Here is a 14,634-nt window from a genome sequence, read left to right on the forward strand (position 1 = left end):
CAATCTATCTTAACTAGCCTAATTAACCACCTAAAAAGCACTATATTTCCTAATTTTTCTCATGTTTAAGCTATTAGCTAAAGCGTGCTCGTACACGAGGCTTTGCTAAAAATTAGACCACTTAAGGTCTTGGGGCGGAAAAATAAAGATTGAGGAAATGATAGGCAGCAGTTTGTAGTTAATTGAGCGTAAAACTAAAGCCCTAATGACATAGAGGTAACAAGAGGGCTTTATAGAACATTCATTAGCCAAGGCAGGTAGACTAATTGGTTGTGCCTACCTACCCTAGCAATACCTAATTTAAAAGGTATGAAGCTTTAGAAGCTTATTAGATCTCATCAGCCTTGTAGTAGCCAGAATCGATTAATAAAGCTTGATAGTTATCCTTGGTAGCAGCAATTGGCTCACAGAGGTAGGATGGAATTACACCAGTACCATTGTTATAGGTGGTAGTATCGTTAACTTCTACTTTCTCACCCTTATCGATAGAGTCAACCATAGCAACTACTTGTTGAGCAAGCATACGGGTGTCCTTGAATACGGACATATCCTGGTAGCCACGTACGATGTTCTTAACAGCTGGCTTATCGCAGTCCTGACCAGTAATTACAGGCATATTGGAAGCATCATAACCAGTAGCTAATAAGGCATTTACAACACCGCAAGCTAAGGCATCATTTTGGGTTAAAACAGCATCAAGCTGAACATCCTCTGGACCATAAGAGATGGAGGAAATTAAGTTCTCCATACGCTTTTGAGCCTCTTCGAGGTTCCAGTTTAAGGTAGCACACTGCTCACGAGTAGTCTGGCCAGACTTAACAACAAGCTTGCCTGAGTCGATGTATGGCTTTAATACTTCCATAGCACCGCCGAAGAAGAAGTTTACGTTGTTGTCATCGGTAGGACCAGTAAAGATTTCGATGTACTTGGTCTCTTTAGCATTCTCAAGATCTAATTGATCTGCAATATATTGACCTTGTAAGTTACCTACACGGGTATTATCAAAGGTTGCATAGTAGGAAACAGCATCAGAGTTCATGATGAGGCGATCATAGGAAACTACTGGAATGTTCTTTTCCTTAGCACCCTTTAAAACTTCAGTTAAAGCAGAACCGTCAATTGAAGCAACAACTAAGATATCGCAACCAGAGGCAATCATGTTCTCAATTTGGTTTACCTGAGTTGGAATATCATTATCACCTGCGTACTGGAGATCAACAGTGTGACCAGATTGCTCTAACATGGCCTTCATATTCTGACCATCTTGATTCCAACGCTGTAAAGACTGAGTTGGCATAGAAACACCAACTTTAGCAGCGTAGGCAGAAGAAGCACAGCAAGTAACAGCTAAAACGGCAGCACATAATGCGCTAACGGTAGTCTTTAACTTCATAGTTTTATCCTCATTATGCAATGTTCAAATTGCAAACAATCACAAGAAACACCGTTTGATAAGATGCAGTGACAATCCTAAGTGCATCTAAAATTATCAAATAAAAGTGGATAATGATTACGGTGGTAAACTTTTGCGAGCTCCAAAAAGCTTGAAAAATAGCCTTTTTGTGCTCGAGCACAAGTTAATGATAAATCAAAGTTAAACAAAATCGATAATTTCTTGCAAATTGAATGTTAAATTTGTGATCCAACATACAAGAAATCATGATTTTATAAAATCCATCTTGATCTTATGCTCCTTACTTGAGCAATTACCCTCAAACTACCGCTTAAAATAGATATGAATATACTAATATCAAAGTAATAGCTACATACTTTTAACGTTTATTACTCATCCCCATTAGCCCACTACCAATAGCGTACGCAAGTCCACCCTGCAACCGTTTGTAGTTGCAACACCATTCCCTATTCTTCGCTCAACTATCGCACGCCCCAAGCAACACTCTCTTATCACAATCAAGGCACAAGCAACCGCCAAAAGATACAAGCACAAGCCTGCCAATATCTCTCCACACTTATAAGTACCAACTACGCACCATCATAAACGCAAAAGGCGAGCACATCCCTGCGCTCGCCCTTCCAAAAGATTTGGCTCAACCTCATCCTCATCAGCTATCTTTTCAGGCCACCTCATCATACCAAGCGCCCAGCTCAAGCGCCCCGCTCAAGTCCCATGGCCCATGGCACATGGCACATGGCACATCGTCTGCCTAAGACTTTACCTTGTAAACACGCCAAGGAGGTTGAGAACTAAATCCTGCTGTGTCGTAATTGTCTTTGCTCAAATAAAACAGAAGTTTCAAACTCCATCGCGGAAAATGAACTAGCTCGTTTTATGGCTTATATGACTACTTGTAATAATTAGCAAAGTAATCTGAGGCATTCTTAGCCTTGGTATCTCCCAAGGGCTTAAAGTTACCTACAGTTTTATTGCTCAATGGGTTGTTTTGGCTTAGGTCACTAACCATACGATCTTGTTTACTATGCTCTTGCCCTAGCCCCTGCTTCAGCTCCTGCCCTGGCTCAATATTACTATTATCGCCATCGTGCTGAGCGCCTTTAAGCACCTTGGCTTGATTACTTGATGAGGTTTCCTCTACAGCCTTTTTAAGGTCTTGGCGTGCCTTTACGCCCCAGTCATCATCCTCATCGTCATAAGGCTGATCACTTTTACCTACTCTCTTACGTAAAAAGCCTTGTAATTTACCATTTTCTAATTTGCGTTGATCTTTAATGGCATTGTTAATCACACCAATAACAAATAAAAAAGGAATGGCAATTGCCAAAATTAAATACCAGTCCATAAAAACAATCCCTTGGGTGTACCTTTTTTTGTAAAGTCAGCTGCGCTGCACCTAAACTTAGCTTTGCAGCAGCGGCAGTGCAGCTGCCGCTTAGCTGTAGCTGAGCAAACTCCAGATTTTCGTGGTGGTCATATACAAAGATAGGAGATACTGTAGTACCTCCTATCTGGCAACTTATATTGTGCTTAAGAAAATAGCTAGCAAGAGCAATTATTTCTTAGCTTGGCTATCCTTTAAGATCTGCTCAAAAGTAGCATAGTCTTTAACCGCACCACGGATCACTTGACCATTAACAATAAAGAAAGGTGTACCCTGAACACCAATTTGTTGGCTAATTTCCATGTTCTTACGTAAAGACTCTTGAATGACTTTATTATCATTAATAGCCTTGCTTAAGGCATCGTAGTTGCCACCAGCCTTCTTAACTGCCGCTTTAATTTGATCTTCTGAGGTAATCTTTACCTTAGGCTGCATGAGCTCATCTTGGTATACAAAATACTTTTGAGCATCTTGTTGATAGAGAGCTAAACCAATAGCAGAAGCTTTAACACTCAAAGGAGATAAAATTGGCAACTCAACGTAGTAAATAACTACATCATGCTTCTCTTGTAATTCCTTGGTAAGAGGACGAACTACCTTACAATAGCCGCAGTTGTAATCAAAGAACTCAACTACATAGTTCTTTGCCGAGCGAGAACCACGGGCTGGGGTATTCTTATCTTGAATAAAGAAGTCTACAGCTTCTTTTAAGGCAGCTTGCTGACCTTGAGCCTGCTTAGCCTCTAAGGCCTTAGCTGCTTCAACTAAAATCTCTGGATGAGAAACAATGTAATCATGAATAATTGACTCAATATAAACCTTTTGCTGATCTGAAAAAGTGTCTTTATTATCAGCAGCTAAAACTTGAGTGGAAAGTAATGAAGAGCCTAAGAGGCATGCTAGGGTAGTGGTAAGAACCTTCTTGTTAGATAAAAATTTGAGCATAGTGCCCCCTAGTCCAAAGCAATAATAGAACCAAACAACAGAGCAATTAATATTTTAAGGAAGAACCCAACTAATCATAAAGATTACTGAACTGAACTGTCTTCCTGCCTCTACTAGGACTTGTCTGTTGCTTGTTGCTTGATTCTACTATCACACAACATAACATTTGTTTTAATTTGAGCTGTTCTTAAACTCTAATAAGAGCAGCATAATTTGCTTTCTTTAGATCGCTGCCACAAACTAAACCTTACAAGGTAAATGCGACCTATTATTAATAATCAGCAAATCAACACATATTTTAACGAAAATTTGTTAATTAAATAGCCCCTAATGCCACTGAAATAAAGAAATTCTCATTTTTTTTGCAAAAAAGCCACCTTGGATAGCTCCAAGATGGCTTCATCTTTTGTCTTCTTTAGAAAAATCTGTAATTACAAAAGCAATTGATTCTAGTTTTTAAGCTCGTGTAGCTGTCCACCATGGAAGCGATGTGCGTAGGCAAAACACAAAATTGACATAATAGAGCACACTGTCATGGTAATAATGATAGGAATCATAGATTGATCGCCCATTAAGCCCACCAACGGTGAGGTAATGGCACCAAAAACAAAGTTAAGCACGCCAAAAATTCCAGAAGCAGCGCCCGCACCACCAATACGAGAGCCCATTACAATACCAAAACCCGCAGCCTGGGCTGCGCCCATCATTGACACAAATAAGCCCAATATAAAGGCAATAATGTAAAGATTGTCGATCTGCAAACTAACTACAGTAATGAAAACAATGCATAGTGTTAGCTGAATAAACATTGCACTGAACACTAAGGTCTTTTCTTTTAAATACTTGGTTAAAAAGGCAGATAGATTGGCAAATACCGCAATAGAAAAAGCATTAATGCCAAAAACGATGGAGTAACCTAAAGGACTTAGACCATAAATATTTTGGAAAATGAAAGGAGAGGCTGCTAAATAAGCAAAGAAAGCACCCATCACAAAAGACAGAGCTAAGCTCATTAAGAGAAAGCGAGCATTAGTAAGCTCCATTAACATGCTTTTAATAGTAGCCACCAAATGAGTAGAGCGCTTCTCTTTTGGTAAAGTCTCAGGCAAGACAGTAATTGAGCTAAATAAAATCAAAATGCCCCATCCTACCAAGAAAATGAAAAGTGCAGGCCAAGCCCAGATTGAGACAATACCAGAACCAACTATAGGGCCTAAAATTGGAGCTAATCCATTAACAGTCATCAAAAGAGACATGAACTTGGTAAGCTCTCGACCCGAATACATATCACAAGCAATAGTACGAGATAATACAATACCACTAGCACCAGATAAACCTTGGAACAATCTTGCTATAATGAGCTGCTCAATAGTGGCGGCATAAGCACACCATAATGAAGATAGGATAAAGATCACTAAGCAAATATATAAAGGATTCTTACGACCATAAGAATCTGATAGTGGGCCAATAATTAACTGACCAATAGCCAGACCAAAGAAAGATGCAGTCAAAGTTAACTGCATAGTAGAAGCATCAGTCATGTACTCTTTGGTAATAGTTGGTATAGCAGGTAAATAAATATCAGTACAAATTGGACCAAAAGCGCTGAGCATACCTAAAACTACAATTACTAACCAGCTAACCTTGTCTAAGGTTCCAACTACCTCTTGCTCTTGTGATGACTGTTGATTGTTTTGATTGTCCATTATTTTCTAACTCTGTTTTTTAAACGTCTAATGACACAGCCATGTCTTATTACAGCGTGATAAAACTCAAACCATCAAGCCCATGCTCTGCCTAAGACCCGGCCTTGGCCTGAGCCAGACCAGGACTGTGCCTTAGCTTTAGCCCAGGCTTTAGCCTGGGCCTGGGCCATGGTTCAACCCAAGGGGCTTAGCTATAGACCTACTATTGGCTTTAGTAGTGCGCCTTAGCAAAGCCTTAGCCAGATTCATTATCAAGATCTGAGCTTAAGACAGTACGTTGACCTGGGCTTAGACCTATTTGGGCCTATACACACTAACCAATGACAGCATTTTTTACTTATGAGAACATCGCTGTGCCTACGCCAGCAAAGGCCTATCTTGGCTTAGGTTAGCCAAACTATGGCCTAATATAGCGGCTATATGAACTAAGGTCGGAATACTCGTATCGAGCAGTAAACCTCAATATCTAACTAAGCAACTTTTAATAAAATGTCAGACACACACCAAAGCTGCTTGCGTTGTAGTATCAAAACCAGCCCTTAAGAGCTGTAAAGTTTTCATACTAAATAAAAGAGAATCTTGCAAATAAGTTAGCTAATCAAGATAAGAACTAGGAGTTAACTAAAAGGAAGGAGTTAAAGAAAATTAAGAAAGGAGCTTAAGTAATAGAATCTTTAAGTCCGTCCAATTGCTAGCTCTAGTTTACTAAGGCTATATCAGCCACATAGCAAAACTTGCCTGGCAAGTGGGAGCAGATACCAAAGATTCTCGAACTCAGTGCAATAAAAGCGACTACAGCCGCTTTAGAAAGGTATCTAAAGTTAAACTTGAGCGCCTATTATAGCTAAAAAAATGAAAATGACTAATCTTGTCTTAGATAAGAACAAATCTAGGGCACAATTGCATCAATATAAAAACCATATAGCAAACCACTTTTCCCCTAGAAAATACGCAATCACTATGAGCTTAATTATCAAAGTGCACCAAAATAGTTATTTAAAAAAACTAAAGGCTATCCCGACCTAAAGCAACATTTAGGTTCTAAGATAGCCTTTTGCCAAATTGCGTAAATTTAAGTTTAAGCTTAGCTAGATGCTCGAGGTAAGAGCATTGGATCAATGAGTCGGCACTTAACATCATTGCGCTTTAAGATTTCATAAGCAGCTGCACCTAACTCATCTTCTGGCAACTTAACTGTAGTAATAGGTGTTGGGAAGAAGCGACACCACTCAGGATCACCAATTGACACCAAAGCCATATCTCGTGGCATTACTACATTACGTAATGATAGAGCATATGCTACACCAGAGGTAATGGCATTATTGGAAGTTAAAATAGCAGTTGGCTTACCAGAATGACGGGTTAAGAGAATATTAGTGATCTCAAAAGCCTTGGTATAAAGATCGTTATACTCTAAAGCATCAAGCTCAATACACTCTACATTATCATAGGCCTGAGCTGCATTAAGACGCTCTTTGAAAGTATACAAAGTGGACTTACCACTTAAATATACAATGTGTTTATGGCCTTTAGAGTTTAAATGGTCATAAGCAATCTTTACTACTTTCTCATTATTGATTAAAGCACACTTAGTGTCACGACCAACAAATGGACGGTCTACAGCAACCACATTACGGCACTCAATCAAAGGAATAGTAGAAGCTCCTGTAGGCATAGCAATCATGCCATACAAAGGAATTTGATTCATATCCGCAATAATCTTGCGCTCAAGTGATGGATTTTCATTAGTAACACCTAAGAGCACTTGAAGTCCGTCGTCTTGAGCTAATGCAGTAATGGACTTTAAAATACCTGCGGAGAAAGTATTATTTAAATCAGCCACAATTACGCCAAGCATGCCTTGACCCTGACCTACAGATCGAGACATAGGCACGTCGATGCCTAACTCTTTAGCTTTATTTAAAATACGCTCGCGAGTGCTTTTGGCAACCATTTCAGGACGAGACAACGCACGAGAGACAGTAGCTGCACTAACACCTACCACTTCGGCAATTTGAGATACCTTACCCATTGTGACGTCCTCTTATTAACTTAATCATAGTGCTAAAAATCTTTACCAAAGTGAAGAGCTCACCTTAATACAGATATATTTCTACAGATACAAAATCTTATTAAGAACCAACTACAAAAATGAAGCATATAGGCATACCAAAATATACAAAAGAACAAGTCTTTTGCATTATTTTAGAATCAGGATTCATGATGCTTTTTAGAAAAGAAATGCTAAATAAAAATAGCAAACCATAGTATCAGTTGGTTATCTAAAAAAAGCACTAACCTTAAGAGCCCAAAGAGCACCAAACCTAAAAAAGCGCCTTGCAATATCGATAACAAAATTATCTGTTATCGATTGATTTGGTGTTAAAAGCAACCTTAAGGCGCTAAAAGCCCAACTGTGGCAGTTAGTCACCAGCTACTTTTTTGCTCTTGAATCTATCCCTATATTCATGAGCAATTTCTTTAGAACCTCCTAAGGTATGCTAAGAAGCATAAAACTATATCTTGCACATCCCTAAAGTTAGGGCTATAGCTCATATACGAGCTAAGCCATCCCTCAATACAAGCAAAGAAACTTAGATCGTAAGCGAAGAAAATATCTAAGCCCTGAAAAATAGCTTATGCATTCATAGTAGTGCGCCATAAGAATACCATGTCTAAGAGCTTTTAGCCAAACAAATGCAATTATTAATGCAAAACAGATCAAATAATTGCAAAATTGCAATTACAGCACATAGGTAAAAACTATCAGATATACAACAGCATGAGCGTTGTTTAGACCACTCAATTAACCTAATTTTAATTATTATTTAATCTAATTGTCATACAAGCAAGGAAATAGCAACTAGGATCATAATAGAAGCAGCCTTGATGCTTGGATACAAGCAGACATTATTTTTTTAAAGATCGCCGTGTTTCAGGCGCTAAGTTTAAAAAAAATTAATAAAAATAACTTTCTCTTATCCTTAGCAAATTATATACTTATGCATGTGTGAGCTAGTTATTCGCTAGTAATATTTATTTTTAGTGAAGTTTTGCAAGAAGTATTTGTACTTAAGCTTCTTAATTGGCGTATCCACGGCCCTGTTTTATGGGCAGTGAGCTTGTTATTGTCTAGTGTCAAAAAAATCTTTGGTTTTTTTTGGAACTTTTTTAATGAGCATATGTCAATATAAATGACACTATAAATAACGCACAGGTTATAGCTTAAACAAGTGCTTCATTGCTCTTTTAGCAGGCTGTAACCGACACTACTCAAGTGGTTTCTTATTTTTAATATAAGAAACTGGATAGTAGTAATACCCCCTTAAATCAAGCTTTAAAAGTAAGTTTTAGTCATTGTTGTCTTTAACTTAAACTGCAAAGCTGCTACGGTTGCTAATTATATCAAGCATATGGTGTCCGATTTTTGTGTGGTATTGACTGGCTGTTTATGATTTAGTACACCAAGTCATAAAACTCTTAGTGCTAACCTTTATTTGCCTATTAGTGCATTAAACGCTAAGAATAGTGTATGAATGAGGTTTCATAATTTCCAGTCCTTGAGATTAGTGAGAAACTACTAATAGCAGTCCGTGCTGCTACGAAATCCTAAATGCAGAGCAAGCTATTTTAGGATTTCTAATATGCTTTAACTTAATTTGTACTGCATAACTTATTGAGGCTTTGTGGTGGGTACAAGAACTAAACAATATCCTTTAAGAGTAAGTAAGTATCGCTAATTTAAGCGGCGTTATCTTAATTATGTTCTTGGCATTGCTCCTTTTTTCATTCCTTGAGATCGAAATAGGGCTGAGCATAATGCACTTAATCTTGTAGGACGTATTAGTTTGTTGTTCACTGTCTGCATTATTCATTGCTTCGGCGCTAGTTGCGAGCATTAGCAGGCCTTGTATAGGCGCTCTAAATATTAGCACTCCAAGCTGAGGTATTTGTTTAACACAGGGTGGGCAATGTCTGGTTCTGTAATTATGTTAAAGCAGCTGGCACAGTTGATATGAACCTTATTGCAACGCTTTTTGACCTGCTTGCCTTAGGTAGCTGCATAGCGCAGCATCGAAAAACCAAAAAGTAGTTGCGTGGAAGCGTACTGGTTCAATGCGCTCCCTTAAAGCTGGGAACTCCTCCTCATACGCTAAATCTGAGGCCCAGTTGTTGCTGTTTATGAAGGTAAGGTTCTTATTTAAATAGAGTTGTTGAGGATCACTGAATAACTCGTTCAATAAGAGGTAGCTTTGCTACCTAATATTAACTGCTCTCCAGATTAGAGGCGCTCAACACCTCAATTGGCGACTAACACGAGCATTTGCGCCTTAGGCTAGATTAAGAACACCACTTGTTCTGGCCAAAAGATAACGTCTGCGATCCTGCGCAACGTAGTCTTGGCTCCCCTAGTACAAAGTAGGTTAGGTACTAGGGGTTCCTAATTTTTCCCATCTTTTCCGCTACTTAACAACATCCAATCCAATCACCCCCACCAACCCTATCATTTTCTATTCTCTTTTTTTGCCCTATTAGCTATGACACTCATAATGGCTTGAGAGCAACGAAGAAAATGAGTCTAGGGTAAATACTTGCTATTACATGGTAGCTTATGCCACTTAGGCCTATTAGGCGCTCTCTCTTATGCCCGCCTTCTTAGGCTCATATATTTGCCTATGTTTTAAAGCTACGCATTGCACTTACCCAGCATTAGCCCATATTACTTGATGAGCTTTAATCCAAATGGTATGGCTCTTAGCTGTAGGTCAGCGCCATAGCTAAACCTTTATTAACATAGAAAGCCCCAGCTGAGCTTTAGCCCTACCCTAAGGCTTTGACAAAGCCTCAACACCTAAACATCAAGCAACTGTAGGCCCCCTTAGAGCACTTACTCTTTGCGCTCGTATCTTTGATGAAAATGGATTTGGTCTATTGAGACAAGCTGTACTTTCCCCTAGCATTGCTCAAGCAAAGATCTAGGAGGCAATTGATTTGAAATGGCTAAGATTTTACTTGCGTTAATAAGCAGGCAAGTGATTAGGCTAAGGGTTTTACTTGGACAAATAGGCAGGAAAGTGAAGGACTAAGAGTCAGAATAATAATTGAAAAGAGCTTTGCTAGTTTTGAGACACAGAAAGCCAAGCAATAGATACAACAGGAAAATTTAAAAAAAATAGAGACCAGCTCTATTATTTTTATAGCGATTTAAAACTACTGCAATTTTTGCATAGTGGCAGTTTTAATCGTTTGTTTGACATAATTTTTTATTCAGCTTATGTAAAAGCATATGACAACAAAGAAGACTTTTCTCGATAAAGCCTCCTGTCCCAGAATGTATATGAAAAAGACTATACATCAAGCATATTACCTTAACATCGAAGCTAGTACTTTCTTCTCAGTCTTAATAACACGAATGTTCTGCCTTTATACAGCACCATTTCCCTATCTCGTGAGGGCTTAGCTACTGCTCATCTCCAAACCAGGACCAGAATACTAGAGCTCCGATTTTTGAAGCACTTACCATAATAGGCTTACGCACATACCTAGTTATGGCTCACGTTGCACTCTAACTACTCTGTTGGCTTTCCTTAATTAAAAGGTCCGCCATTGAAGAGGCTTTATAGAAATCGGAAGCAAGGTTTCCCTTATCTTCCTAGACTTGCTAGAACAGTAATAACGTGCTCTGCAAAATTTCAACGCTCAACTCTCCTCTTAGAGTATGAGCAGCAAAACTTTGTTTCACACTTCTGCCGTCACAAATCATATATATACTTTCTCATAAAAAGAGCTTAATTTCTATTAAAACTTTATATTTTTTTATTGATTATGTTTTTGGTAATGCTTTTGCTTTATTTATGGGCTTTGTAACATAGCTACAAAATGAACTTTGTAAGTGAATCTTCATCGAACTTGTCATACAAGCATTATAAAAGATTATTAAAACCTAGATTAAATGGGTAAATTACCCCTAAATAACTATTTTTCTAGATATAAATCAAGGCTTGCCAACATTACAAGTAAAACGAATTATTTGTCAAAAATATGCTCTAGTCCTTACTTTAATCACACGAAATAAATAAGGTCTAAAGATTTGTAAAAGCGCATTTAATAGCCATTTACTGTCTCATTTACTAAGTTTTACGGTCAAATTTGCAATATTTAGACAAAATTACCACTACACTGCAACTCTAAACATTATTTTCAGTATCTGACCTTATTAAAATCTCCCTTTAAATGGCTCATTTACAATAGATTTAGCTCATAAAATGTTACTTAACAATGTAACAGTCTCTTCTTAAGCATCCCCTACTCTTAACTATATCCAAATATATCTATTAATAAACATATTTATAAAGTAACTTTAATAAAAGTACCTAGCTTCACTGAGCTTAACCCTATCAAACCTCCACCCATTAAGCATCTGTAAGCAAACTAGCTTTGCCACCACTATTCTCTGGCAAAATCCAAGCTAACACTCAAAGCTAAAGCTAAAACCGAGACCAAGACCAAGACCAATGCCACCCTACCTATGCACTATGCTTGATACCAAGCATATCCCACGTTCATTAGCAACAATCAAAAATACTGTAACAATCTATAAGCAGTTTTAGCTCTAATAATGCAGCCTCTCCCCTCGATTCAATACAAATCAAAGCAGCATTAGCTCTATAAACTTTAAAGCAGTAAATCATTTTTAGTATCAGTACCTACCTGCCCGCCTGCCCCAGCCTTTAAAGAGCTCAGCACAGATTCACCTACTTCTACTGCTCCTTTTAGCCTCAATAGGCATACCTCCATTAGTAAGTTGGCTAAATATCTAAGGAACTATTAGAGAGCTGCAACATTGCAAAGCACAGCTTCCTTTGATTAGCTCTATATATTTTCCCAGTACCTATCTGACCAGCTTTTCAAAGATCCCAACACAGCTTCACATACTTCTACTACTACTGACCCTTTTAGTCTCATTTCGTTAAGCAGCTATTAGTAAGTTAGCTACATACCAAAGCAGCTCTTAGAGAGCTTTAACTTTTTTACTCTCAGCTTCGATTTTGATTGAGTGCTAGTCGAGCCTGTTAATAATCAAGATCACTTTATAAGGGGCAAAGACTGTAATGTAATCTTGCAATGATTTTTAATCAGGGTAATAGTCATGCGTAGGTTTGCTGCTACTTACTATTAATTCACTTTGTTGATAAGCCGCAGATGATACTGTCACTTGTGCGTGAGCTTATGCTTGTGCTTGTGCTTATGCTAAGGCTAGGAATGAAGAGTTGGAGTGATTGTCTGAGGCTGTATGTATAGGCCTGTTTTTTTTAGCAGGGTACCAGGAACATTACGCTGGGCACAGTACTCAGTGCGCTGAACACTGGGCTCAGGACACAGGGCACTGGTGCTGCTTGAGATGGTGCGGGGTAGATTTTGGCTGTGAACTTTATTTGTGGGCAATGTAATGTTTCATATTTACAATCCATTATTGATTTTTTGCATTTTGTTGCATTGAGCGGATGCTAATTTTACTAGATAGAGCTGTTAATTTTTTCATCGTTATAACTCTATAAACTCAATTGTTACCAAGGTTTTTAATATATTTGCAACAGTACAAATCAATCAACAATCCCGTAAATATCAATGTCATTTACATTAAAAGTTATTTGATGTAGGTCACAATATATGAAATATTTCTTGAAAGTTTTTTAGTATTTTTGCATTATATTGAGCGTTGTTGCAATGTTACATTTGTTGCATATATGTTTCTTTTAACAACAATTTTTGAATATTAATTTTCGGTTGTTGTTGTAGCTGTTGTTGTGTGAGGACTACTAGATGACTGGCAAGCCTTCTTTCTTTGCTGTTATGCGCAATATGGGCAAAGAATTCTACCTTCTTTCCTTAATGCTATATTTCTTCTTTATTTCTTGGGCAGGTTGTTATTCCTTATTAGCTGTTTGGCTAAAAGAATTCTTTAAACTCTCAGGCTCAGAAATTGGTTTTGCCTATGCTGTTTTCTCTGTGACTGCTTTATGCCTATCTCCAGTTTATGGCATGATTCAGGACAAATTAATCTTACGTCGTCATCTTTTAACTGTAATTGGCGTACTTCTTTGCTTATGTGGCCCTTACTATATTTTCGTTGTTGAGCCACTCTTAAGAATGAACGTTTTAGTTGGTGGCGTTGCTATCGGTTTATATATGGGCTTTGCCTTTAATGCTGGTATCGGTGCTTTAGAGTCTTATACTGAGCGTTTTGGTCGTGTTGCAGGCTTTGAGTTTGGTCACGCACGTACCTCTGGTGCTTTAGGTTGGGCCTCAGCTGTTGCTATTACTGGTATCTTGATTAACATCGATCCACACTACAACTTCATCATTTCATCTGTTGCTGGTGTTATCTTCTTAATCTTGCTTGCTTTATTAAATACTGCCAATGACTACTCTAAGAAGATGCTTGAAAACTACGAGAGCAATGATCAGAAAAAGGCTTCTTTTAGCGAGTTAGGCAACTTAGCTAAGCATGGCGGTTTCTGGGCAGTAATTATTTATGTAGTAGGCTCTTCAATCTACGGCGTTTATGATCAGCAATTCCAAGTATTCTTTGTTTCTAAGTTCGAAGATGCTGCTGAAGGTACCCGTATGTATGGATTCTTAAACTCTTCTCAAGTGTTCTTAGAGGCTGCCTGTACTTTTGCTGCTCCATTCGTAGTTAATAAGATTGGCGCTAAGAATGGTTTACTCTTAGCTGGTACCATTATGTTCATTCGTATCGGTGGTTCTGGTTTAGTAGAGTCTCCTTTAGCAATTTCCGCTATCAAGCTCTTACACGCTCCAGAAGTTCCTTTAGTAATTGTTTCTTTCTTTAAGTACATTACTACTCGCTTCAATCCTGCTTTATCATCCACTATATACTTAGTAGCCTTTATCATGGTAGGCCAAATTATTTCAGCTGCATTATCCCCAATCGCTGGTTACTTCTATGACTCCATGGGCTTTGGTAATACCTACTTAATGATGTCTGGCTTAGTACTTGTTACCACCATCTTGTCTTTCTTCTTATTATCCAATAAGACCTTAGAAGGCACCTCAGAGAGCAATATCTAAAGCTCCAACGCTCCTAGTTAAGTATTTACTATTACTTACTAGGGGCTTTTCTTTTGTCATTATTTACATATACAGACTTTTGTAAAATTAAT

General features: G+C 38.1%; 6 protein-coding genes. 1 reads left to right on the forward strand and 5 read right to left on the reverse strand.

Annotation, left to right across the window (positions count from 1 at the left end):
* Positions 1-328 precede the first annotated feature (328 nt).
* The 5 genes from MXE38_RS02985 to MXE38_RS03005 all read right to left on the reverse strand — a co-directional run bounded on the left by MXE38_RS02985 (position 329) and on the right by MXE38_RS03005 (position 7,481).
* Positions 329-1,393: a sugar-binding protein gene (locus tag MXE38_RS02985; protein WP_246911138.1), complete on the reverse strand. Its 1,065-nt coding sequence runs from the start codon at positions 1,391-1,393 to the stop codon at positions 329-331.
* Positions 1,394-2,303: 910 nt separating this feature from the next.
* The gene (locus MXE38_RS02990; protein WP_246911139.1) at positions 2,304-2,759 is read right to left on the reverse strand and encodes a hypothetical protein; all 456 of its coding nucleotides are present in this window, start codon (positions 2,757-2,759) and stop codon (positions 2,304-2,306) included.
* Between the two features lie 210 nt (positions 2,760-2,969).
* The gene (locus MXE38_RS02995) at positions 2,970-3,743 is read right to left on the reverse strand and encodes a thioredoxin domain-containing protein (RefSeq protein WP_246911141.1); all 774 of its coding nucleotides are present in this window, start codon (positions 3,741-3,743) and stop codon (positions 2,970-2,972) included.
* Positions 3,744-4,192: 449 nt separating this feature from the next.
* Positions 4,193-5,449, reverse strand: a complete 1,257-nt coding sequence (locus tag MXE38_RS03000) for a multidrug effflux MFS transporter (RefSeq protein ID WP_246911143.1) — start codon at positions 5,447-5,449, stop codon at positions 4,193-4,195.
* 1,084 nt (positions 5,450-6,533) lie between these two features.
* Entirely contained in the window at positions 6,534-7,481 is a 948-nt protein-coding gene (locus tag MXE38_RS03005; RefSeq protein ID WP_246911144.1) for a LacI family DNA-binding transcriptional regulator, read from the reverse strand.
* 5,792 nt (positions 7,482-13,273) lie between these two features.
* On the opposite strand from MXE38_RS03005, the gene MXE38_RS03010 reads away from it, so the two are divergent.
* Entirely contained in the window at positions 13,274-14,542 is a 1,269-nt protein-coding gene (locus MXE38_RS03010) for an oligosaccharide MFS transporter (protein WP_246911145.1), read from the forward strand.
* Positions 14,543-14,634: the final 92 nt, after the last annotated feature.

It is taken from the genome of Anaerobiospirillum sp. NML120448 (assembly GCF_023050945.1).
In the GTDB taxonomy this organism is placed as follows: Bacteria; Pseudomonadota; Gammaproteobacteria; order Enterobacterales; family Succinivibrionaceae; genus Anaerobiospirillum.